Annotated in this window: 22 protein-coding genes; 5 read left to right on the forward strand and 17 right to left on the reverse strand. The window is 65.4% G+C overall.

Annotated features, from left to right (window positions below):
• The 10 genes from AC1DS3_RS05240 to AC1DS3_RS05285 all read right to left on the reverse strand — a co-directional run.
• Positions 1-1,267, reverse strand: a 1,267-nt coding sequence (locus AC1DS3_RS05240; protein ID WP_477126787.1) for an AMP-binding protein, incomplete at its 3' end; no start/stop codon positions are given.
• A complete protein-coding gene (locus tag AC1DS3_RS05245) occupies positions 1,260-1,808 on the reverse strand; it encodes a COG4648 family protein (RefSeq protein ID WP_043355718.1) in 549 nt (182 codons plus the stop codon). The genes AC1DS3_RS05240 and AC1DS3_RS05245, both read right to left, overlap by 8 nt.
• 6 nt (positions 1,809-1,814) lie before the next feature.
• Positions 1,815-2,072, reverse strand: coding sequence for an acyl carrier protein (locus AC1DS3_RS05250; protein ID WP_477126788.1), 258 nt, complete (start codon positions 2,070-2,072; stop codon positions 1,815-1,817).
• A gap of 87 nt (positions 2,073-2,159) precedes the next feature.
• Entirely contained in the window at positions 2,160-2,432 is a 273-nt protein-coding gene (locus AC1DS3_RS05255; RefSeq protein ID WP_441637605.1) for a phosphopantetheine-binding protein, read from the reverse strand.
• Complete coding sequence (locus AC1DS3_RS05260) at positions 2,419-3,195, reverse strand: lysophospholipid acyltransferase family protein (RefSeq protein ID WP_477126789.1); 777 nt, start codon at positions 3,193-3,195, stop codon at positions 2,419-2,421. The genes AC1DS3_RS05255 and AC1DS3_RS05260 overlap by 14 nt, the downstream gene beginning before the upstream one ends.
• Positions 3,188-3,916 (reverse strand): beta-ketoacyl synthase chain length factor, encoded by a 729-nt coding sequence (locus AC1DS3_RS05265; RefSeq protein WP_441637601.1) that lies wholly within the window; start codon positions 3,914-3,916, stop codon positions 3,188-3,190. The genes AC1DS3_RS05260 and AC1DS3_RS05265 overlap by 8 nt, the downstream gene beginning before the upstream one ends.
• 623 nt (positions 3,917-4,539) lie before the next feature.
• Positions 4,540-5,802, reverse strand: coding sequence for a fumarylacetoacetase (gene fahA / locus AC1DS3_RS05270; RefSeq protein ID WP_477126790.1), 1,263 nt, complete (start codon positions 5,800-5,802; stop codon positions 4,540-4,542).
• A gap of 105 nt (positions 5,803-5,907) precedes the next feature.
• Entirely contained in the window at positions 5,908-7,257 is a 1,350-nt protein-coding gene (hmgA, locus tag AC1DS3_RS05275) for a homogentisate 1,2-dioxygenase (RefSeq protein WP_477126791.1), read from the reverse strand.
• A 16-nt stretch (positions 7,258-7,273) separates the two neighbouring features.
• Complete coding sequence (locus AC1DS3_RS05280; protein WP_441637595.1) at positions 7,274-7,495, reverse strand: DUF2783 domain-containing protein; 222 nt, start codon at positions 7,493-7,495, stop codon at positions 7,274-7,276.
• A gap of 537 nt (positions 7,496-8,032) precedes the next feature.
• On the reverse strand, positions 8,033-8,425 hold the full coding sequence (locus tag AC1DS3_RS05285) for a helix-turn-helix domain-containing protein (RefSeq protein WP_441637593.1): 393 nt from the start codon (positions 8,423-8,425) through the stop codon (positions 8,033-8,035).
• Positions 8,426-8,768: 343 nt separating this feature from the next.
• Between AC1DS3_RS05285 and AC1DS3_RS05290 the strand changes: the two genes are divergently transcribed.
• The gene (locus tag AC1DS3_RS05290; protein ID WP_441637591.1) at positions 8,769-9,299 is read left to right on the forward strand and encodes a TetR/AcrR family transcriptional regulator; all 531 of its coding nucleotides are present in this window, start codon (positions 8,769-8,771) and stop codon (positions 9,297-9,299) included.
• Positions 9,300-9,487: 188 nt separating this feature from the next.
• Entirely contained in the window at positions 9,488-10,459 is a 972-nt protein-coding gene (locus AC1DS3_RS05295) for an alpha/beta fold hydrolase (RefSeq protein WP_477109288.1), read from the forward strand.
• A 167-nt stretch (positions 10,460-10,626) separates the two neighbouring features.
• On the opposite strand, the gene AC1DS3_RS05300 is transcribed toward AC1DS3_RS05295, so the two are convergent.
• The 7 genes from AC1DS3_RS05300 to oxlT (AC1DS3_RS05330) form a co-directional block, all read right to left on the reverse strand.
• Entirely contained in the window at positions 10,627-11,643 is a 1,017-nt protein-coding gene (locus AC1DS3_RS05300; protein ID WP_477126792.1) for a zinc-binding alcohol dehydrogenase family protein, read from the reverse strand.
• A 130-nt stretch (positions 11,644-11,773) separates the two neighbouring features.
• A complete protein-coding gene (fdhF, locus tag AC1DS3_RS05305) occupies positions 11,774-14,611 on the reverse strand; it encodes a formate dehydrogenase subunit alpha (protein WP_441637585.1) in 2,838 nt (945 codons plus the stop codon).
• Complete coding sequence (locus tag AC1DS3_RS05310) at positions 14,608-16,335, reverse strand: NADH-ubiquinone oxidoreductase-F iron-sulfur binding region domain-containing protein (RefSeq protein WP_477126793.1); 1,728 nt, start codon at positions 16,333-16,335, stop codon at positions 14,608-14,610. The genes fdhF and AC1DS3_RS05310 overlap by 4 nt, the downstream gene beginning before the upstream one ends.
• 242 nt (positions 16,336-16,577) lie before the next feature.
• Positions 16,578-17,894 carry an oxalate/formate MFS antiporter gene (gene oxlT / locus AC1DS3_RS05315; RefSeq protein ID WP_477126794.1) on the reverse strand — a complete coding sequence of 439 codons (1,317 nt, stop codon included), beginning with the start codon at positions 17,892-17,894 and terminating at the stop codon, positions 16,578-16,580.
• Positions 17,895-18,567: 673 nt separating this feature from the next.
• Positions 18,568-18,789, reverse strand: a complete 222-nt coding sequence (locus AC1DS3_RS05320; RefSeq protein ID WP_441637579.1) for a hypothetical protein — start codon at positions 18,787-18,789, stop codon at positions 18,568-18,570.
• A gap of 133 nt (positions 18,790-18,922) precedes the next feature.
• Positions 18,923-19,834, reverse strand: a complete 912-nt coding sequence (locus AC1DS3_RS05325; protein ID WP_477126795.1) for a LysR family transcriptional regulator — start codon at positions 19,832-19,834, stop codon at positions 18,923-18,925.
• A gap of 118 nt (positions 19,835-19,952) precedes the next feature.
• Positions 19,953-21,293 carry an oxalate/formate MFS antiporter gene (oxlT, locus tag AC1DS3_RS05330; RefSeq protein WP_441637575.1) on the reverse strand — a complete coding sequence of 447 codons (1,341 nt, stop codon included), beginning with the start codon at positions 21,291-21,293 and terminating at the stop codon, positions 19,953-19,955.
• A gap of 211 nt (positions 21,294-21,504) precedes the next feature.
• Between oxlT (AC1DS3_RS05330) and AC1DS3_RS05335 the strand changes: the two genes are divergently transcribed.
• The 3 genes from AC1DS3_RS05335 to AC1DS3_RS05345 all read left to right on the forward strand — a co-directional run bounded on the left by AC1DS3_RS05335 (position 21,505) and on the right by AC1DS3_RS05345 (position 23,596).
• Positions 21,505-22,446, forward strand: a complete 942-nt coding sequence (locus AC1DS3_RS05335) for a LysR family transcriptional regulator (protein WP_441637573.1) — start codon at positions 21,505-21,507, stop codon at positions 22,444-22,446.
• 115 nt (positions 22,447-22,561) lie between these two features.
• A complete protein-coding gene (locus tag AC1DS3_RS05340) occupies positions 22,562-22,873 on the forward strand; it encodes a LysR family transcriptional regulator (protein ID WP_441637571.1) in 312 nt (103 codons plus the stop codon).
• Between the two features lie 153 nt (positions 22,874-23,026).
• Positions 23,027-23,596 (forward strand): cupin domain-containing protein, encoded by a 570-nt coding sequence (locus AC1DS3_RS05345; RefSeq protein WP_441637569.1) that lies wholly within the window; start codon positions 23,027-23,029, stop codon positions 23,594-23,596.
• Positions 23,597-23,602: the final 6 nt, after the last annotated feature.

The following is a 23,602-nucleotide window of genomic DNA, read 5'->3' on the forward strand; positions in this document are numbered from 1 at the left end:
CCACCACCGCGTCCACGGCATCCGCAAGGCGGGCGCGCAACGCGGCAAGCAGCGCCACGCGGCCCTGCCCGGCCAGCATGGCCGCGCCGCTCTCGCTGGGCACCAGCACGGCGCCAAGGCGCGTGCCGACATCCAGCTCCAGCAGTACCACACGCGCCTCCCGCACCAGCGGCGACGCGGCCAGCGCCTGCTCGACCTGGGTCAGCGATACGCGCTTTTCCTCGATCTTGACGATGCGGTCGGCCCGGCCCGCCAGGGTGAAGCCACCATCCGCGGCGGGCAGCACATGGTCCGCGCACAGAAACCAGCCGTCGTCCGGAAGGTGCGCGGAGCGCACCGCCAGGAAGCCGTCCTGCAAGCGCCATTGCACGCCCGGCAGCGGAGTCCAGCGGTCTTCGTGGCGGGCACGCTGCCGCCAGGCGATGCCGCCGGTTTCCGAGCTGCCGAACACTTCAATGGGGGCTTGTCCCAGGTGGCGCAGCGCGTCGGCCGCGGCCTCCGGCGGCAAAGGCCCGCCCGATGAAAACACGGCGCGCAGCACGCCGCGGGCGGCAGACCAGTCGAGCGCTTGCGGCATGCGCCGCAGGTGCGCCGGGCTGGTGACCAGCAGCACCGGGGCATCCCCGCACGCGCGCACGATTTCCTCATGGAACGCGAGCCGGTCCGCCGGCATGGCGCGCGCTGCCGCGAGCGGCCACAACACGCAGAACAACAGGCCGTAGATATGCTGGTGCGACACCGTTGCGAGCACTCTCAGCTGCGCCGGCAGCCCCGCGCCGAACGCGGCCTGCAACGCCTGCACTTCCGCGTCGAGCTGCGACAGGTGCTTGACGATGGCGCCGGGCGCGCCGGTGGAGCCTGAGGTGAACATCGTCACCAGCGTGTCGCTTGGCGCCAGCGCAGGCCAGTCCATGCTGCCGTTGGCCGGCTCGATCGATGCTTGCGGCCACAGGCCATCGGGCAACTCGCCGGCGCAGCCATCGGCGCGCTCGCGCAATGCCGCCAGCGTTTCGGCGCGCGTGTCGCCGGGCAGCACCACGTGCTTGCCCGCGTGCCAGGCGCCGAACAGCGCCGCCGCGAACTCGGCGGTCGATTCGATGTAGAGCGCCCAGGATTTCCCCGGCGCGGCAGCAAACGCTTGCCGCCAGGCGGCCACGCGCCGCACAAACTCCGGTGCGGTGGTAGCGCCGGCCGCGCCATGCGCGACCACGTGCGAGCGCTGGGCCAGCGCCGCCATCAACCCGCTTACGCCCAGCCACTCAGCCATGCCGCCCCCTTGCCATCACACGCTGGCGCACCAGCCATTCGCCGGCGAACATGGCGCCGATCAACCCGTAGGCGATACCGCCGTTATAGAGTGCCCAGATGCGGTCGCTGGCCAGCACGGCGGTCAGCGCGGCTACCGTGCCGTTGCACACGAAGAACACGCACCAGGCTTGCGTCACGCGGCGCGTGTACGCCACGCCCGAGGGCGGCAGGTCCGGCTCGCGCAGCCGCGCCAGCCGCTCCACCAGGCTGGGCGGGTGCCGCAGGCTCCAGCCAAACAAGCCCAGCATCGCGGCATTGACCAGCACGGGATACAGCTTGAGGGGCAATGCGTGGTTGGACGCGGCCACGATCGCGGCCAGCACGGCGGCGGCCACGGCAAGCAGGCGCCAGCCGGCCTGGCGGCTGGTCAGGGCGCGCAGCAGCGCCAATGCCACCAGCGCCAGCGCCATCACGCGCGGCGACCAATGCTGCAGGCCGAAGTAGATCGCCACCGGATAGCACAGCGTCAACACGCCGAGCAGCAATTTACGCACGGGCATGGGCGCTCAGGCSGTGGCSGGCGAGTCGATCAGCWRSGCCAGCGCCTGCACCACGTCCTGCACGGTGCGCACGGCCTTGAACTGCTCCGGCTTGATCGGCTTGTTCAGCATCGGCTTGAGCTTCACCAGCAGGTCGACCGCGTCGATGCTGTCGATGTCCAGGTCGTCGTAGAGACGGGCTTCGGGACGAATGCGGGCCGGGTCGATCTCGAAGGTTTCCTCGAGCACCGCGGCCACCCGCGCAAAGATTTCGTCATGGGTCATGATGGGCTTCCCCCTGTTCGGCTATGACCGGCTGTGGTTGCCGGCCTGGCAAGTGGTATGTGGATCCTTGGTGTGTCGCGCACGGGTTCAGGCAGAAGCCTGGCCAGCGCGCTGAGATGCKACGAACGTTGCCAGCGCTGTCACGCTGGCAAAGCGCGCGCGCATGTCTTCCTTGTCGCCGTTCATGGTGACGCCGTAGCGCTTTTGCAGCGCCAGCCCGAGTTCGAGCGCATCGATCGAATCCAGGCCCAGCCCTTCGATGAACAGCGGTGCGTCGGCGTCGATATCGTCCACGCCGATATCCTCCAGCGACAACGATGAAATGATCAGTTCCTTGATTTCTTGCTCAAGCGCCGTCACGGCGGACCTCCCAGGAAAAAAACTCAGATAGCGATTGGGTCAGGTGCCGTACCGCAAGCGCGTCGTCCAGTCCGGACGGCACCATCTGGGCGACACTGACATCCTCTCGCACGTCAATGATGAAACGAGGCCTGCGGGCCGGCACGCGATACCACTTCTCACCCTTGGTGAGCGTGGGCGGCTCGCACCGGATCACCACAGGCGTAAGCGCAAAGCCGCCGCGCACCGCGACATTGGCCGCACCCCGTTGCAGGCGCAGCGGGCCTTGCAGCGGCGTGCGCGTGCCCTCGGGGAAGATGACGAGATTATTACCMGCGCGMAGCGAGGCAATGCAGTCATCCACCATGCCTGCACCGGAGTCATTGCAGACGTAGCCGGTGGCGCGCACCGGGCCACGGGTAAACGGGTTGTGGGCCAGGCCGGAGCGCACCACGCAATCGGCCTGGCGCGTCAGCGCGATCAGAAAGACGACATCGATCAGCGACGGATGGTTGGCCACGATCAGCAAGCCCTGGCGACGCAGCCGCTCGGGATGCAGCACCTCGTAGCGGATCACCCCGACCGAGCGCATCAGCCACAGGAAAAGCCGGAACGCGTAATGCACCACGTTCTTGCAGACCCGCTGCCGGCGCGYCGAAGACCACAGCAAGACGGCAAGCAACGGGAACACCAGCACCCGCAGCACAAGCCCGCCGACGCCGAAGCTGGAGAAGCACAGCCCGGTCGCGCAGACGCGCCAGGCCCGGTCCAGGCGCTCAACCATGTCGCTGCCACCTCCAGCCGGCACGCTCCCCGGCGTGGCGCAACTCGGCGTCGCCCGACAGCATGAAGCGCAGCACCTCCAGCCCATGCGGCAGCGTCGCGCCGGCGGCGGCCGGCAGGGCCTCCCCCATCACCTCAAGGCTGAACACCGGTTGCCCCGCCCGCGGCATGCCGACCCGCCACGCCCAGCCGAACAGGCACTCCGGTTCGTCCGCGAAGACGGCATAGGCCTCGGGCAGCGGCGCCTCGTAGTGCACCAGCAAGACTTCCGGGGCGCCGTCGGCCAGCAGGCCGCACGCTTCCACCACTGCGGCCTCTACCGTATCGCGGCCCGCGGCCAGGGCTTGCAGGTTGCCCGGATCGCCCCGGTCGATCGAATACAGCGCGCCGATGGCGTTATGCACGGACAGGCCGAAGGCCGTGGGCGACAAGGGCTCGCCGCCGGCAAGGTCGCCAAGCATTTGCAGCGGGCGCAGGGTGTCGCCGTGGCGCGATGCAAAGATGACGGGAATGCCATCCACGCCCGGCTGGCAGGCATAGGCGGGGTGCAGGGCCGCGCGGCCCAGCGCGGTGATCCTGCGGCGCAGCATCGGAGCCATGGCGGCCAGCGTGGGCAATGCGTCGCCTTTAGGCAGCCAGGGCGCGCGGCTCCAGGCCTGCCAGGCTTGCTGCGTTTCTAGTTGTGCTGCACATGCCGCCCATGCGCGAATACCAAATTCCATTGCCGTGCCGTTCGCGTAGGGTGGATGAAAAGGCGGGTCGCCGCCGGCGCGCGGGTGATGCACACCGGCGCCAGCAGACACGCAGGCGTTTCGCACACATCACGAATCACACCCGTTGCCGAATTTTGTGGGCAGATACCGCCTGTTTGCCCGGGTTTTCCGCTTGATTGCTACTCGAATACTTGTCTTGCATTGACTCCGGGGCCGCTGCCGTGKCGGACATGGCTGCCTGCCGGCAAATGACGTTGCCCGTCTGCGAGTCGGGATTAAGTTGGTATTAAATCGGTGTTAACGACCGAAAACCCGCAAAACTGACCCCAGGCGACCCATCGGCGTCAGCCGTGGGACAATCAAAACATCATTTTTGGCAGGAATGCCGAACTTTGACTCGCCCATTTTGTCAGGGCCGAATTCTCGCACAAAGGCGCGGCAACAGGGGATGCAAGAAGGTTAAGAAGGTTGTCAATTGTAACGGCGCGCGCCAGCCGGCCATGCGGTGGCATAGCCATGCCTGTCAAGGCCGGGAGGGAAACGGGGGGATGAGAGTGAGGGGGCGTGCGAGCGGACTATCCCCCGCCTGGCGTAGCGGGCGGGGGTCCTTGGCAAAACGAGCCTGATGCGGCTTACAGCGCGGGCAGGATCTTTCCTCCCACCTCGCCAAAGCCGACGCGATAGCCGTCGCCCTGGCACCAGCCAGCCATGACCACTTCGTCGCCGTCCTCCAGGAAGCCGCGCTTGCCGCCGTCCGCCAGCGTCAAAGGTTCGGCACCGTTACGGGTCAGTTCCAGCAGGCTGCCATAGGAATCCGGCGTGGTGCCGCTGATGGTGCCGGAGCCCATCAGGTCGCCCACACGGACATTGCAGCCGGACACGGTGTGGTGCGCCAGTTGCTGGACCATGGTCCAGTACATGGCCTTGAAGTTGGTGCGGCAGACGGTGGTGGCCTGCGCCGCGCCTTCGGGGCGTAGCGAGACTTCCAGTGCGATGTCATAGGCATTGCGCTCGGGCTGCTGCAGATACGCCAGCGGCTCGGGCGATTGCACCGGATTGTCGCGGCGGAACGGCTCGAGCGCGTCCATGGTGACCACCCACGGGGAGATCGAGGTGCCGAAGCCCTTGCTGTTGAACGGGCCCAGCGGCACGTACTCCCACTGCTGGATATCGCGCGCGCTCCAGTCGTTGAGGATCACCATGCCGAACATGTGCCCGGCCGCCGCAGCGGTGCTGACCGGCTCGCCCAGGGTCGACGGCTTGCCGACGATGAAGGCCATTTCCAGTTCGTAGTCGAGCTTCTGGCAAGCCGTAAAGACCGGGCGCGGCGCGTTCGGCAGCTTGATCTGCCCCTTTGGGCGACGCAGTTCCGTGCCGCTCACCACCACCGAGCTGGCGCGGCCGTTGTAGCCGATGGGAATCTCCAGCCAGTTGGGCAGCAGCGCATTGTCCGGATCGCGGAACATGCGGCCGACGTTGGTGGCGTGCTCGCGCGAGGAGTAGAAATCGGTGTAGCCGGGGATGTCCACCGGCAGGTGCATGGTAGCCCAGGCCATCGGCACCAGGGCCTGCTCATGCAGGGCCGACTTGGGATGCAAGGTGGTGTCGTCCGCTGCCAGCAAGGACGTCAGGCGCTGGCGGGTTTCGGTCCATGCCGGCTTGCCGAGCGCGATGAAGGCATTGAGCGTGGCGCCGCCAAACACGCCTTTGACGGAAGCAGGCAGCAGGCCGGCCTCGTCCAGCACGGACAGGTCGAGAATGAAGTCGCCGATGGYGACGCCTACGCGCGGGCCCTGCCCGTTCGGGGAAAAGATGCCATAGGGCAGGTTCTGCAGCGGGAAATGCGTAACGCCATCATTGGCGGATTCGATCCAACTCTGCTGGACAGTGGTCATCGGGGGCTCCGGAGGGGAATGACAAGGGTGCCGGCGACATGCGCCGCGCGCGCACCCTGGAATCATGATGGTTGGCCGGACGAAGCCGGCCCTGGGACTTGAGGATCAGCGCTCGTTGGGGTTGAAATGCTTCTTCAAGCCTTGCCAGCACCTGTAGTAGTCGTCCTGCAACTGCGCCGACTCTGCTGCATACGGTGTCGGCCGGATCACGGCCGGCGTCTCGAACATGAACGCCATGGTATCGCTGATGCGGTGCGGCTGCGAGGTATCCGCGGCGGTGGCCTTGGCGAACGTCTCGGCATCCGGGCCGTGGCCGCTCATGCAGTTGTGCAGGCTGGCGCCGCCAGGCGAGAAGCCATCGGCCTTGGCATCGTAGACTCCGTCGATCAGACCCATGAACTCGCTGGCGATATTGCGGTGGAACCAGGGCGGGCGGAAGGAGTTCTGCATCGCCAGCCAGCGCGGGCCAAAGATGACGAAATCGATGCTGTCCACGCCCGGGGTGTCGGACGGGCTTTGCAGCACCAGGAAAATCGAGGGGTCCGGGTGATCGAAGCTGATCGAGCCGATGGTATTGAAGCGGCGCAGGTCGTACTTGTACGGCGCGTAATTGCCATGCCAGGCCACCACATCCAGCGGTGAGTGCCCGATCGCGGCACGCCACAGGTTGCCCTGGAACTTCGCCACCAGCTCGAAATCGCCCTCGCGATCCTCGTACCATGCATGCGGCGTGAGGAAGTCACGCGGATTGGCCAGGCCATTGGAGCCGATGACGCCCAGGTCGGGCAAGCGGAACAAGGCGCCGTAGTTTTCGCAGATATAGCCGCGCGCCTCGCCATCCGGCAGCTCCACGCGAAAACGCACGCCGCGCGGGATCACCACGATCTCCTGCGGCTCGACGTCCAGCAGGCCCATCTCGGTCGCCACGCGCAGCCTGCCCTGCTGCGGCACGATCAGCATCTCGCCGTCGGCGTTGTAGAAGAAGCGGTCCGTCATCGACCGGTTGGCCAGGTACAGGTGAATGCCGCAGCCCGACATGGCTTCCGGGCCGCCGTTGCCGGCCATGGTGACGATGCCGTCGACAAAGTCGGTGGGCTCCTTGGGCATCGCCGGCGGGCTCCAGCGCATCTGGTTGGGCGATGGCGGCACCGCATCGAAATGGCTGACGATGCGCGACTGCTCGACCCGCGTGAACGGCTCATGCATCGCCGCCGGGCGAATGCGATAGCACCAGCTGCGCCGGTTGTGCGCGCGCGGCGCGGTAAACGCCGTACCGGAAATCTGCTCGGCATACAGGCCATACGGCGCGCGCTGGGGCGAGTTCTGCCCCACCGGCAACGCAYCGGGCAGTGCCTCGGTGGCGAACTCGTTGGCAAAACCGGATTGGTAGCCTGGCGTGCCGTGGTCGGGCGCCTGCCCTTGCACGTTCACAACGTTCAATTGCGTCTGCGTCATATCTTGGGTCTTCCTCTTACGCTTGCGATTTCGCTTTCGATGAATCGAGCACGCCCGCGCGGGCTAGCTCCATGGCTTCCTGCAGAACAGCAAGATCGCCGATGTGATTGGCCAGCAGCAGGATCAGTTGCGCGTTGGCGGCCTGGCTCTGCGCGTCGGAGAGATCGCGATGCATGTCGATCAGCGCCTCGTAGAAGTCGTCCGGACGGGCAAGGTTGGGTTCGGTACTCAGCGGCATTGGCTTGTCTCCCTACGCCTCGGGCCACTGCCGCAGCGGGCATAGTGGCCGAGTGATCACACTAGCGGTGTCTTTTTGAACGCTGGATCGTGAATTTCCCAATCCGTAATTGATTTACCATATCGTAATCTCAGGTCTCGGACGTGTCAAACCMGTATCGGCCCTTATTTCGCCGTGGACGGCGAAAACCGGTGGACACTACGTTTGTAGGTTTGTAGGTTAGGCGCGAAGGACAGGCTGAGACAAAGACGTGACGCCAGACGGCACACAAGCGCAGGCAGCCCGAGCAAAGTCAGGCAGACAAGAGAGGCAAGACGAACTGGGAGAAAGCGACAGGCTCGACAGGCAAACGAACGACCCGGCCTCGGCACGGGGCCGAGGCCGTCAAAGACAGGCGCATGCCGCTAGGCGCGGCATCCGGCCATCCATGTAAAGCAGGCAAAACCCCAGCAGCAGGCACGTGGGGGCGTGCCCGCTGCCGGTATGACAAGCGCGCGCCAGTCCGGCCGCAGACCCGGCCGGAACCAGCACGAGTGCTCAGGCTGGCTTGTGACCTTCGCCCGGGCTCGACGCGAAGCCTGTGCCGACCGGGGTGGCCGGTGCAGGGCTTGCGGCGGTAGGCGTTGCGGCAGGCGGCTGCCCGGCCATGGAAGCGGCCGTGACGCCGCCATTGCGGCTGGCAATAAACGCGTTGACGTCGGCAGCAAGATGCTGGGGTGCCAGCACCACTTCCAGGCCTAGCGCCTCGCAAGCCGCTAGGAAAGTCGACATGCGGGGGTCGGCTTGACCCGATTCTGCCCGCAAGTAAGCTTCCCGGGAGATCCCGGCCTTACGGGCGACGTCTTCCTGCTTGAGCTTTCGCGCTCGGCGCAACGCCCGCAGTTGCCGGAACGGTTCGCTAGCGCCTCTAGGCACGGCTGTACTGTTCATGTCGGTCTCCAGTCACCAATGAAAAAAAAGTGCGCGGACGTGCATTCGAGTATAGAGCACGCAAAGCGTTCCGTATGTAATCAGGGCAACACTTTGTGCAGATTTCTTGTTGGCACCCTGCGCAGGCTAATCCTAGCCTGTCAATAGGTCCGATACAGCACAATTATCTGCCTCCGTGGTGACATAACGGGCGGCAGTGAAATAGGTTGACGAAAACGCACAAGCGCGAAGTTGACAATACGACCGGTCGTGCTATTCTTTCGACATGCAGAAAGGACAACTTACCCGCGCAGCCATCATCGAGCAGGCCCTGGACACCGCCGCCCAGGTCGGGTTCGAGCAATTGTCGCTCGCCACCTTGGCCGCCGACACCAGCATGTCCAAGAGCGGGCTCTACGCGCACTTCAAGTCAAAAGAAGCCTTGCAGCAAGCCGTTTTGGCGCTCGCCCTGGAACGCTTTTCGGACATCGTCTTCAGGCCGGCCATGCGCCTGCCGCGCGGCACGCGCCGGGTGCAAGCTCTCTTCGATGGGTACATGCTCTGGCTCGGTGGGTCCGTCAATAAAGGCCGCTGCCTGTTCATGGCGCTAGGCCAGGAATACCGCGACCGCCCTGGCGCCGTCAGGGATCAGGTGGTGCAATCGCTGAAAGACTGGCATAGCCTCATCGCCAGGGCCGTGACCGACGCGATCGAAGAAGGCGATCTTTCGCCGGCACAAGACGCGCGGCAGTTCGCCTTCGAGATGGTTGGCATCGGTATGTCCTTTCAACAGTCTTACAAGCTGCTGGGCCGTGAAGATGCCGAGACCATGGCCCGCCGGGCGTTCGAGGCACTGCTCCGCCGCGCCGAGCTTGCGCAGCCCGTGCGCAAGTAGCCAAGGATGAGGAGGCACCTGCGCGAGACGCCTCCCGCGAGACAGATCGGGCTGAATTTCAAGACGGCAGGATGTTGTCTTTTTTTGAAATAAAAAATAGCACGACTGGTCGGTCTTACCGGAGGGGTATCGCCCCTCCCCGAGGCCCCGGCCTGGAATGCCAGAAGTCTTCGCTAGAGGTGACCGCCGTGACGCAAGCGATTTACTCATCCACCAGAACCCGCCAGGCCGCGCCGGAATCCAGGGCGCCAATGCGCTTGGGGCGCCTTGGCTGGCAATTGGCCGAGCTGTTTTATCCGGCCGGCGTAGCGCGCGCGCTCGAGCACGCATGGTTCCGTCCACCCCATGGCAACGGCCCGGATGGCGCTGGCCGCGATCTGCTTGACCGTGCGCGCGCGGACTGGGCGCTCGTGACCGGCCAGGGAGCAAGCCGGCGTGTGCGCGTCTATCGTTGGGGCAATACCGGGCCGGCCGTCTTGCTGGCCCACGGTTGGGGTGGCCATGCCGCCCAGTGGCAGCCACTGGTTGCACCGCTGCTGGCGGCTGGCATGCGCGTGGTCGCGTTTGATGCACTCTCGCACGGCGGCTCCGACGCAGGTGCGCGCGGCGCGGGCCAGACTTCTGTTGTGGAAATGTCACATTCGCTGTTGGCCACGGCGTGGCACGCCGGCCCGGTCCACGCGGTGATTGCGCATTCGCTCGGCAGCGCCGCCCTGGCGCTGGCCGTGCGCGAAGGCTTGCATCTGCAGGCTGCCGTGATGATCGGCCCGCCGGCCGACATGCACACTGCCGCCGCTGCATTGGCCTGGCGGCTCGGCATTGGCCCCGGCGTACTGGCCCGCATGCAGCGCAACAGCGAGCGCTGGCTGGGCATGCCGTGGTCTGCCTTCAACGTCCCGGCCATCGGGCGCGCCCGCCCGGTGCCGCCCACGCTGGTGATCCACGACCGGCAAGACAAGGAAGTGGGCTGGGAGAGCGGCGCGGCCATTGCTGGTGCATGGCCTGGCGCGCAGTTGATGGCCACGGACGGGCTGGGCCATCGCCGTGTCCTGTACGACGCACAGGTCATTGCACGGACGGTATCGTTCATCCGCAGCGCTGCGGACGCACCCGGGCTTGCCGAGGCCACTCGCAGGATGCAAGCCCAGGCCAATGCCTGAGTCACGCCCAAACCCTGCTTGCGGCAGCGATGTTGTGGCATGCCACAACATCGCCGCTGGCGGTTGGGGTCGGGTCTTGGCGGTTAATTGCTGATTAAACGAGAAAGGAAGGCCGGCTGGCACCTCACCCGCCGGCCTCCTCCTTGGAGACGCGTCAGAACGCTGCGTTAGAACCCTTCCAGCACCAGCTTGCCGATGGTCCGCCCGCTCTCCAGCATGGCATGGGCGCGGCGCAGGTTGGCCGCGTCGATCCGCCCGAGGTTCTCGCCCAGCGTGGTCCGCAGCCGGCCGGCATCGACCAGCCGTGCCACCTCGTTGAGCAAGAGATACTGCTCGATCATGTCCGGCGTGCCGAACATCGAGCGGGTGAACATGAACTCCCACACAAAGGTGGCGCTCTTGCTCTTCAGGTCGCCCACGGCCAGCGGGCCGCTGTTCKCCACGATCGAGCAGATCTTGCCTTGCGGCGCAATCACGCTCGCCATGGCAGCAAAGTGGCGGTCCGTGTCGTTAAAACACAGGATGTAGTCGACCTCGGCAAACCCGAGCTTGCGCAACTGGGCCGGCATGTCGCCACGGTGATCGATGGTGTGGTCAGCGCCCAGCTCGCGGCACCAGGCAGCCGACTCCGGCCGTGACGCGGTGGCGATGACCGTCAGCCCCGCCAGCGTCTTGGCCAGCTGGATGCCGATGGAGCCCACGCCCCCTGCCCCGCCGATGACCAGCACGGAGCGCCCGGCATGCTCGCCCTGCGGCGAGACGCCCAGGCGATCGAACAAGGCTTCCCACGCCGTAATGGCGGTCAGCGGCAACGCAGCCGCCTGGGCAAAATCGAGCAATGCGGGCTTATGGCCGACAATGCGCTCATCCACCAGGTGGAACTCGCTATTGGCCCCAGGCCGGGTAATGCTGCCAGCGTAGAAGACCGGGTCGCCCACCTTGAACAGGGTGACATCCGGGCCCACCGCGGCCACGGTGCCTGCCGCATCCCATCCGAGCACGCGCGTGGCAGGCTCGACCTTGTCCTTGGGCGCGCGCACCTTGGCATCCACGGGGTTGACCGAGATGGCCGCCACCTTGACCAGCAGGTCGCGGCCTTCAGGCACAGGGGTGGCGATGTCCACGTCGACCAGCGATTGCGGGTCGTCGATCGGCAGGTAACGGGTCAGGCCAACGGCTTTCATTGCGGGTTCCACCAAGTCAATCAAGCAGGTTCTGCGGCACGGGATTGCGCCATGGCCACAGCGTAGTCCCGTTGCCGTACATTGATTAGCCGGAAAATCCAACAATCAATTTCCTGATTTTCCGGAAGATCTAGCCGTCTGCTTGTTTGCTGCCTGACGCAAGGATCTGTCCGCCGCCAAAACTAGACTGCCGCGGCACCTCGCCACCCAGCGCGATGCGGATCGCGCAGTACTTGAACTCCGGAATCTTGCCGAAGGGGTCCAGCGCCGCGTTCGTCAGCTTGTTGATGGCGGCCTCGTAGTAGCAGAACGGCACGAACACCGCGCCGCGCGGCGTGCCGTCGTCCACCCGGGCAAACAGCGATACCTGGCCCCGGCGCGATGCGAGCGTTACCACGTCGCCCGGCTGGCCGCCGATGGCGGCAAGGTCGAGCGGATGCACCAGCGCCACCGGCTCCGGTTCGATGGCATCCAGCACGCCCGCGCGCCGGGTCATGCTGCCGGTATGCCAGTGCTCGAGCTGCCGGCCGGTGATGAGCACGACCGGGTACTCCTGGTCGGGGCGCTCGGCCGCGGGAATGATGTCGGCCGGGACGAAGCGGGCCCGGCCAGAAGCCGTCGGAAACACATCCGTAAAGATGACCGGCTCCCCCGGGTCGCCTTCAGCGCGGCAGGGATAGGTCACCGCGTCCTCCCGCTGCAAGCGCTCCCAGGTAATGCCGGCGATGCTGGGCATGGCATGGCGCATTTCGTCGAACACGTCGGCCACGCTTGCGTATGACCAGTCCAGCCCCAGCCTGGCGGCCATCTGCTGGATAATCCACAGGTCCTGCCGCGCCTGCCCGGGCGGATCGATCGCCTGGCGGCCAAGCTGCACCGTGCGGTCCGTGTTGGTAAAGGTGCCCGTCTTCTCAGGGAACGCCGAAGCCGGCAGCACCACATCGGCGAGGTAGGCGGTCTCCGTCAGGAAGATATCCTGCACCACCAGGTGGTCCAGCGCCGCCAGCGCCTCGCGCGCATGCTGGGCATCGGGATCCGACATGGCGGGGTTCTCGCCCATGATGTACATCCCGCGCACTTCGCCCCGCTCGATGGCCTGCATCACTTCGACCACGGTCAGCCCCGGCTGGCGATCCAGCGGCATGCCCCACAACGACTCGAAGCGCGCAACAGCCTCGGGATCGTCGACACGATGGTAGTCCGGATACATCATCGGGATCAGTCCGGCGTCGGAGGCGCCCTGCACGTTGTTCTGGCCGCGCAGCGGGTGCAGCCCCGTGCCCGGCCGGCCGATCTGCCCCGTCATCAGCGCCAGGGCGATCAGGCAGCGGGCATTGTCGGTGCCGTGGATATGCTGGGAGATCCCCATGCCCCAGAGGATCATCGAAGCTTTGGAACTGGCATACAGCCGGGCCACATAGCGGATGGTGTCGGCATCGATGCCGCAAACCGGCGCCATCAACTCCGGGCTGTAGGCCGCCACATTGCGCTGCAGTTCCTCATAGCCGATGGTGCGGCTGGCGATGAAATCCTGATCGACCAGTCCTTCGGCCACGATCACATGCATCATGGCGTTGAGCAGCGCCACGTCGGTATCGGGCTCGAACTGCAGGAAGCGATGGGCGAAGCGCGCCAGGTCGGAGCGGCGTGGATCGGCCACGATCAGCTTGGTGCCATTTTTTACCGCGTTCTTGATCCAGGTTGCCGCCACCGGATGGTTCACCGTTGGATTGGCGCCGATCACGATCACCACCTGCGCGCGCGCCACATCCATTACCGGGTTGGAAACCGCGCCCGAGCCGATGCCTTCGAGCAGCGCCGCTACCGACGACGCGTGGCAAAGCCGCGTGCAATGGTCCACGTTATTGCTGCCGAAGCCGGTGCGCACGAGCTTTTGAAACAGGTAGGCCTCTTCGTTGCTCCCCTTGGCGGAGCCAAAGCCGGCCAGCGCGCGCTTGCCGTACGTGTCGCGGATGGCCGACAGGCTGGTGCCCGCCAGCGCAAGGGCCTCATCCCAGCTGGCTTCGCGGAACACGTCCATCACGCGCGCGGGATCCATCACGAAATCGCCACGCTTGGGGGCGCCTTCGCGCCGCACCAGCGGCACCGTCAGGCGGTGCGGATGCTGGGCGTAATCGAAGCCATAGCGGCCTTTCACGCACAGGCGCATCTGGTTGGCCGGCCCATCACGCCCTTCGACAAACAGGATGCGGTTGTCCTTGACGTTGTAGGTGAGCTGGCAGCCCACCCCGCAGTATGGGCAGACCGATTGCACCTGGCGATCCGGCACCGGCAACGCGGCGTCGCGGGCCGGCATCAGCGCGCCGGTCGGGCAGGCCTGCACGCACTCGCCGCAGGCTACGCAGGTGGAGGCGCCCATCGGGTCGCCCATGTCGAACACGATCGCGGCCTGGTCGCCACGAAAGGCCAGCCCGATCACATCGTTGACCTGCTCCTCGCGGCAAGCGCGCACGCAGCGGGTGCACTGGATGCAGGCATCGAGATTGACGGCGATGGCCGGATGGGACAAATCGGCTGGCACGGCGGCGCGCGGCGCAAAGCGCGGCTTGCCGACGCCCAGCCGGGCGGACCACTGGTCCAGCGCATTGTTGCGCGTGTAATGCGCCTCGGGCATATCGGACTGCAGCAGCGCCAGCACCATGCGCTGCGAGCGCAGCGCGCGCTCGGAGCCGGTCTGCACCTCCATGCCCTGCGCAGGGTAGCGGCAGCACGACGGCGCCAGCACGCGCTCGCCCTTGATCTCCACCATGCAGGCGCGGCAGTTGCCGGCGGTGTCCAGGCTGTCCTTGTAGCACAGGTGCGGGATGTCGAACCCCTCGCGCTGGGCCACCTTGAGCAAGCTCTCGCCCGGCCCGGCGCACACGTCCCGGCCATTCAGGCGGAACGTCACCGTGGTATCCGAGGAGGCCTCCACTTGCGCGCGCTCGGCGCGGGTCAGTGCACTCATATCGTCCTCGCGGCGCAGGCCAGTTCCTGGGGAAAGTACTTGATCACGCAATCCACCGGGTTGGGCGCGGCCTGCCCCAGCCCGCAGATCGACGCATCCCGCATCACCGCAGACAAGTCCGCCAGCGCGGCCAGGTCCCATGCCGGCTGCGCGATCACATCCAGCGCCTTGGCCGTGCCCACGCGGCACGGTGTGCACTGCCCGCAGGACTCATGCTTGAAGAAGTGCATCAGGTTGCGCGCCACGGCCACCGCACTGTCCTGCTCCGAAAACACCACGATGGCGGCTGACCCGATAAAGCAACCGTAGGGCTGCAGCGTATCGAAATCCAACGGAACATCGCCCAGGGACGCCGGCAGGATGCCACCCGAAGCGCCGCCCGGCAGGTAGCCATAGAAGCGATGGCCGTCCTGCATGCCGCCGCAGTATTCCTCGATCAGCTCACTCACGGTGATCCCCGCTGGCGCCACGTGCACGCCGGGCAGCTTCACGCGCCCCGACACCGAGAACGAGCGCAGCCCATGCCGGCCGTGGCGTCCCTGCGCGGCGAACCAGCTCGCGCCCTTTTCAAGGATCTCGCGGACCCAGTAAAGCGTCTCGAAGTTGTGCTCCAGCGTGGGCCGGCCGAACAAGCCGACCTGCGCCACATAGGGCGGGCGCAGCCTGGGCATGCCGCGCTTGCCTTCAATCGATTCGATCATGGCGGACTCTTCGCCGCAGATATACGCGCCGGCGCCACGCCGCAACTGGATCTGCGGCATGSCCGGGATCGGCGGGTCGGCCTGCAGGCGGCGCAGCGCTTCACCCAGCACGGCGCGGCAGCCTGCGTATTCGTCGCGCAGGTAGATGTAGATGGCGCTGACCTGGGTCACCGCGGCGGCGATCAACATGCCTTCGAGGAAGCGATGTGGATCGCGCTCCAGGTAGACGCGATCCTTGAAGGTACCTGGCTCGCCCTCATCCAGGTTGACGGCCATCAGGCGCGGCGCCGGCTCGGCCATCACGATCCGCCATTTGCGCCCGGTGGGAAAACCCGCGCCACCCAGCCCGCGCAAGCCGGAATCCTCCATCGTGCGCAGCAAGGATTCTGAATCGCGCTCACCCGAGGCCACTGCGCGCAGCAAGCGATAGCCCCCTTGCGCGCGATAGTCGTCATAGCCCAGATGGGCTTCGGGCGCGTGGTGCACGGCACCCGAAGCCACCGTATCCGCAATGGTTTGCGCGCTCGCAAAATCCACCGGGTTCTGCCCGACCAGCGCGGCGGGCGCGCGCTCGCAGCGGCCGATACAGGGCGCTGCCACCACCTTGACTTCGCTGCCCAGCAGGGCCGGCAGCCGGGCGAGCAGGTCGCGCGCCCCGCCCAGCTCGCAGGCGATGCCTTCGCACACGCGCACCGTCACGCCGGCCGGCGGCCGAATGCCGCCATCCGCATCCTCGCGTACCACATCGAAATGATGATAGAACGTGGCGACCTCATAGACCTCCACCATCGACAACCCCATCTCCTGCGCCAGCGCCACCAGGTGCGGGATCGCCAGCTGGCCGTAGTGGTCGTTGATGGCATGAAGGTGCTCGATCAGGAGATCGCGCCGGCGCGGCGCATCGCCCAGCACGGCCTGGACTTCGGCCAAGGCTGCCGGGTCAGGCTGCCGCCCCTTCGGCTGGCGGCGCTTGCGCGCTTTGCCGATATCCTGGACCGCGATAGGAATGACGACCTGGTTCATGGCAATCTCGAAAGCTGTCTCTTGCGGGGGCCGAATGGCAACGGGGCAAGCGCTACAAGTGCTTGCCCGCCGCTCTGGTCTTATCTTGCACTGCACGCGGCCTCGCTACATGCAGCGGGAGTCGCGGGAGGGTTTTCGTGTTCGCTTCCGTGTTCGTGTTCGTGTTCGTGTTCGCTTCCGCCTTCGATGATATCCCTATTCCCGCGGCGCATTGACCGCGCCGGTCCACGCCGGCAAGCCCCTCAGGTCAGGTCCTCCGGCACCGCGCGATATCCCATCGGCGCGGTGGTGTTGGCATGCACATATTTTTTGGCATGGGCTTCGCGCATTGGCTTGAGCACGAACAGGGCCAGGAAGGCGGAAAGCGCAGCCATGCCCGAGGCAAGCATGAAGACCGCGTGCCAGTCGCCGGTGGCGGCGGTGATGACGCTGGAGAACGGCACCAGCAGCGCTGCCGTGYCCTTGGCGGTGTACAGCAGGCCAGCATTGGTGGCGGCGAACCTGGGCCCGAAGGTGTCGCCGCAGGTTGCCGGGAACAGGCTGTAGATCTCCCCCCAGGCAAAGAACACGACACCGGTCAGCACCACGAATGCGATGGGATCCTGCCCGTACTTTGCCAGCAGCAGAATGCCCACCGCCTCGATCGCAAAGGCCAGGAACATGGTGTTCTCGCGGCCGATGTTGTCCGAGATCCAGCCAAAGAAGGGACGCGTCAGCCCATTGAGCACGCGGTCGATGGTGAGCGCGAAGGTCAGCGCGGGCGACGTCAGGCCTAGCAGCGAAACCGGCACGCCATCGAGGCCGAAATCCTTGGCGATCGGGCCCAGCTGGGCGGTCGCCATCAGGCCGCCGGCCGCCATCATCACGAACATGGCGTACATCACCCAGAAAATCGGCGAGGACAGGACCTGGCGCGGCGAGGCGTTGTAGGCAGCGCTCTTGACCGCGGACGTGACCTGGTTCAGCACCTTGGCCGAAGGCGGATAGAGCGCCATGCCCAGGAAGAAGACGATCAGGCCCTGGCCCAGGCCGAACCACAGGAACGTGGCCTCGTAGCCGCTGGTCTTGATCATGTTGGCAATCGGCACCACGGTCAGCGCCGAGCCCGCGCCAAAGCCGGCGGCGGTGATCCCCGCCGCCAGCCCGCGCCGGTTGGGGAACCACTTCAACGCATTGCCCACGCAGGTGCCATACACCGCGCCCGCCCCCACCCCGCCCACCGCTGCCGCGAAGTAGAGCATCGGCAGCGACGCGGCCACCGAATTCAAGGCCCAGGCAATCGCACACAGCAGGCCACCACCCACCACGACCGGACGCGGGCCGTATTTGTCCACGAGGTAGCCCTCGATCGGCACCAGCCAGGTTTCCGTAACGACGAAGATGGTGAACGCCACCTGGATCGCCGTGCGGCCCCAGTGGTACTTGTCGTCAATCGGGTTGACGAACAGCGTCCAGCCGTATTGCATGTTGGCGATCATCGCCATGCAGATCACGCCAAAGGCGAGCTGAACCCAGGGTGAGGCAAAGCGTGAATCGGGCGCGTTTTGCTGATGTTCCATGGTGTCTCCTTATGGCGGGCGGGGCCGCCTCATGTGGAAAGGGCGTCTTCGGACACCTCTTTTGGGACGGCACTGCTTGTGCTGTATCCCAGATGTTGTGGTCGTTTCAGTGCTATACAGTATGTGATATATCAATATAGTCAAGATGCTTTTAGCCCACTTGGCGGACCCCGAAACGGACTGGAAACAGCGGTGGCAATGCACCGGAAAGCAGCACGGAGGCTACTCGTGCGCCACGCGCATCAAAGCGGGCGAGCAGCGCAAGCCGGCTTGCTGATGGATCAATGACTTAGGGTGTTCCGCCGCATCAATGGCGCGCGCGGACAAGCGGCTATCGGGCAGTACAAATGGGTCCGGGGAACCGGCCGGCGCAGCGCCGCAAAGACGATCCTCGGGAAAGTCCCTAGATAAAGTCAGGTGGACTGGGGCATCAATGTACTAAATGTCTGTCCCTTCAGGACAGAAGAGCGGAGGGCGCGGAGGGCGCGGAGGGCGCGGAGGGCGCGAACAAGGAACTTGCGATCCGCAGAACAGCGAAAAGGTGTCCGGGGCGGCTTTGTGCAAGCGGACCCTGCGATCAAACCAAGGGGGGTCTGGCGGGGGGATGGCCCCTACTCCAGCGCAGCGGCAGCGATTGGTGGCCGGGCGGCCCGCCAATCGCACCACGCGAGCATCAGGCGCGGGCCAGGTTGGTTTGCGCGCTCACGCCGGGTGAAGCCGGGCTGGCGCGGCCAATGCCGGCGGTTTCCTGCGAGGCGCCAAGRCCGGCAAAGCGGCCATGTTCCTGGGCACGGACGAGCACAGGAGTCGGCACACGGGTAGCAATCAGGAAGGTAACGCCAACGCCGAGGGCAATCAGACCAAAGGCAAGACCGAGAAGAAGAGCGCTGTCCATCAGAAAACTCCGGTAGGGATGGTAGGTAGGAGTTTTCATTATATGYTGCGGCGCACTATGTGTAAATATCCTGTATGTAATATATCATGAGATTTTTTGCGCTGACGCAACAACCGTTCCCAGCGCCCTTCCCCTACCCCACGCGCGCCAGCAACGCCTGCTCATGCTCCATGCCGCGCAGCGCATCCCAGATGGCAGCGGCATTGGGCTTGAGCGACCGGCTCTTGCGCCGCACCAGCATCACCGAGGACGTGACCTGTGGCCGCAATGGCCGCATCACGGCAGCGTGGCTCAGCCCGGCCGCCTGGGCGCGCGATGGCACGATGCCAATGCCCAGCCCCAGCGCCACCATGCCGAAGATCGCGGCAAAGTGGCCAAGCAGCTGCAGCGAGCCGGCGYGCACGTGATACACGCCAAAGGCCTGCTCCACGGCCGGCTGGATGCCTGAGTATTGGTCCAGCATCAGCACGTTGGCGTCGTTCAGGTCGCCCCACCCTACCGTCTCGCGCGTAGCCAGTGGATGCTGCGACGGCAGCACCGCATGGAACGGATCGACGCACAGGGTTTCGCAGTAGAGATCGTCACCGGATTGCGGGTTCGTGGCGATGCCGAAGTCCACCTCGCCGCTGCGCACGCACTGCAGCACGGCGTCATGCGAGCGGTCTTTCAGGCTGATGCCGATGCCGGGCCAGGCCGCACGGCAACCCGCGAGCCAGCCCGGCAGGGATATCGAAGACAGCACCGGATCGGACGCGATCTGCACCGCGCCCTGGCACGGCCTGGCCGCGCCGTGGCTCTCGCGCAGCGTCTGCTCGACTTCCTCGATCAGGTGGCAGATGCGCTGCGACAGATGCTCGCCGGCGTCGGTGAGCTCGACCTGGCGCGTGGTGCGGTCAAACAGCCGCTGGTCGATCTCGTCCTCCAGCTCGCGCACGCTGCGGCTGATGGCGGACTGCGTCAGCCCGAGCTCAGCCGCGGCGCGGGTAAAGCTCCTCTGTCGCGCGACAGCCGCGAAGGCCTTGAGCTGGGGAAGCGAAATATTCATGATCACCTCTTCTGTATGCATTGGGCGCGCAGAGCGGCTTCGCCGTTCCCCGCGCTGTGCATCGTGATAGACGGCGGGCCCGGATTCGCGTCACGCGAGTCCGGGCCCGGCTGGTGATTCAGTCGCTCTTGCGCGCGGAGAGTCCCGCCAGGTACGCCGCGTGATCGGTCGCCGGCACCAGGGCCTCGGCATGCCCGGTGATAAACCGTCGTCGCATCGGGGCCAGCACGAACTTGGCGGACAAACCAGCCGCGATGGTCACGATCGCCGCCACCGTAAAGACGGCGTCCCACCCGCCACGCGCCGACAGGATCGAGGCCAGTGGCACCAGCATCGCCGCCGTGCCCTTGGCCGTGTACAGCGTGCCGGCATTGGCCGCGGCGAACTTGCTGCCGAAGGTATCGGCGCACAGTGCGGGAAAGATCGAGAAAATCTCGCCCCAGAACAAGAACGTCAGCGCCGCGAACGTCATGAACAAATAGGGGTTATGGCCGAACTCCATCAGGCCTAGCAGTGACAGTCCCTCGCCAATGAAGATAAAGAACATGGCGTTTTCCCGACCGATGCGGTCCGAGATAAAACCGCACAGCGGCCGCGTAAAGCCATTGCACAGGTTGTCGATCGACAGCGTCATGGTGAGCAGCGGCAGCGTGAACCCCAGCATCGTTACCGGCATCGACGCGAAGCCGAAGTCCCGTGCAATCGGACCCAGTTGCGCAGTGGCCATGATGCCGCCCGCCGCGACCGCCACGAACGAGGCGTAGATGACCCAGAAGACTGGCGTCTTCACCATCCGGCCCGGCGTGAACTCGATGGGATTGGTCAGCACCGCCTTGGCCGCCACCGCGCCCACAGGCGGACGCGGCTTGACCAGCAGCAAGGCCATCAGCAGGATGCAAACGCCTTGCAGGATGCCGAAGGTGATAAAGGCTTGCTCGTAACCCGAGCGCTGGATCATGTTGGCGATGGGGATCACGGTCAGCGCCGAGCCCGCGCCGAAACCAGCGGCGGTCAGCCCGGCAGCCAGGCCACGCTTGTCCGGAAACCACTTGAGCGCATTGCCAACGCAAGTCCCATACACGCCGCCAGCGCCGATGCCGGCGATCACCGCCGCCAGATAGAGCTGCGGCAGGCTGGTCGCGTATGCATTGATGACCCAGGCCAGCCCCGCGCACACCGCGCCGCATGCCACTACCGGGCGCGGCCCGATCTTGTCGACCAGCCAGCCTTCAAGCGGCACCAGCCAGGTCTCGGTCACGATGAAAATGGAGAAAGCKACCTGGATGGCCGACTCGCCCCAGTGGTGCTTGGCATTTATCGGAGTCACGAATAATGTCCAGCCGTATTGCAGATTGGCTACCAGCCCCATGCAGACCACACCGATCGCCAGTTGGAACCAGCGGTTGTGAAGCCAGCCCAGACGGCTTGCGGCCATCGCCGCTGAATTGTCGTGCGCCATGTCGTGTCTCCTGCATAGTGCGTGTCGCGCTCTGTGGCGCGACGGGTAGGCTTCTCGGGAAGGGGAGCCCTTGGTCACTACTTGATTGAGCGCGCCTGACATTGCGGCACGTGCATCCGTGGACTGATGCTAGTTCAAACTAAGTTCGGCACAGCTTAAAGTTTTTTATTATGATCATTCACGATCCTCTATACATGGGACGGACGAGTGCATGAAGAACGCCACGCTGCGCCAGTTGAAGGTCTTCGAGACGGTTGCCCGGCACCTGAGCTTCTCCCGCGCTGCGGAGGAGCTACACCTGACGCAGCCCGCCGTCTCGACGCAGGTGCGCCAGCTCGAGGGCCATGTTGGCCTGCCGCTGTTCGAGCAGCTTGGCAAGAAGATCTACCTCACCCCGGCCGGCATCGAGATGCTGCACTACAGCCGCAGCATCATGCAGCAATTCCGCGAAGCGGAAGACGCGATGTCGCAGCTCAAAGGCATCTCCGGCGGACGGCTCAATGTGGCCGTGATCAGTGCAGGCGACTACTTCTTCCCGCGGCTGCTCGCGGAATTCATGCAGCGCCATGACGGCGTGACGCTCAACCTCGCAGTGCACAATCGCGAGGAATTGCTGCACCAGCTCGCGGGCAACCTGACCGACCTGGCGGTGATGGTGCGCCCCCCCGAAGGCATGGACACCGTCAGCGAATCCTTCGCGCCCCACCCTTATGTGATCGTTGCCGCGCCCAACCACCGGCTGGTGGGCGAGCGCAACATCCCGCTGGCGGCGCTGGCCGACGAAGCCTTCGTCGCGCGCGAGAAAGGCTCCGACACCTGGAACTCCATGCAGGAAGGCTTTGCCGGGCGCTTGTCCAACCTGCGCATCGCCATGGAGATCAAGAGCACCGAGACCATCAAGCAGGCCGTCATCGCCAACATGGGCATCGCGTTCCTGTCGGCACACACCGTCGGGCTGGAACTGCAGACGGGCAATCTCGCCGTGCTCGATATCGAGGGCTTCCCGGTCATGCTCAACTGGTACGTGGTGCATCGCAAGAACAAGCGCCTGCCACCGGTGGCGCTGGCCTTCAAGCATTTCCTGATGGAAGAAGGCGCCACCCTGATCCAGCGCATCACCGGCGTGGACAACCTGATAAAACATAAACGATAAGTTATGGTTATTCAGTCAAACTTTAATTATCGTTAATTGATCGGCAAACCTATCCTCGTCTCAGGCCCAACCTTTTCAGGCCCAACCCTTCACTGAGAGCCCGAGGAGTCCGATCATGAACCAGGTCCAGTTCGAAACCCGCACCCGTTCCCATGCCGACACCGCTGCCAGCACACCGCGCGGGGTCGATGAATCGCAACTCGCCGCCTACAACGCCGCGTTCAGCGAGCTTGGCCTGCGCTTTCGCTGGGACAGCGAGATGTACGCCTGGCTATGCGGCATCGAATGCGAGCACAGCCGCATCGCGCGCTACATCGAGCAGTATCACGCGCACTTGCTCAAGGCTTACGATGCCGGCTTCCTCAGCCGGCTGATCCTTGACAAGAAGGCCGACTACCTGCGTGCCATGGCGCTTCAGGCTAACTGAGCAACTGAGCAATTGCGCAACTGCGTAACGGCTCCTCTTTCCCCGGCGGGCCTGCGCCATGCACCAAAATCGCGCCGAAGGTGCGTTACCGCACATTTCAGGGATGCCAGGCTCGCTAATGTCTGCCTACCAATCAAAGGCAAGGAGGCAGCCATGGGGTCACAGACGATGTTCGGCGCCGGCGCGCCGGCCGGCACGCTCGCGCAACAGCGCGAAGGGGCGTTCGCCAGCACCGGCGATCTGCCGATGCAGAATTGCCCGATCGAACCCACCTGGATCCGCACCGGGGCCCCGCAATCACGCGCCGCACAGCATTCCCGCGCGATCGACGGCCTGGCGTCCACCAATGTGTGGGAATGCACGGGTGGCACGTTCGAGTGGTACTACGGCTGGGAGGAGACCGTGCTGATCCTGGAAGGCCAGGTCAAGGTCACCAGCGCCACCGGGCGCGTGCATGTGCTGCGGGCCGGCGACATCGGCTATTTCCCCGCCAACACGACCTGGTTCTGGGAGGTCGATGGCTATGTGCGCAAGGTGGCGTTCTGCCGCAAGCAGGTTCCGGTCACGCTGCGCTTTGCCACCCGCGTGCTGGCACGGCTGAACTTCACCAACCGCGCTGGCGAGGCCTGCGGTGCCGCCACGGCTGCCCTGCGCCGCGCGATGGCGCGGATCGGCCTGCGCGATACGTCCGCCCTCACCTTGTTGATGACGCTGCCGCTCTGACCCGCA

The organism is Cupriavidus sp. 01L46 (assembly GCF_056399905.1).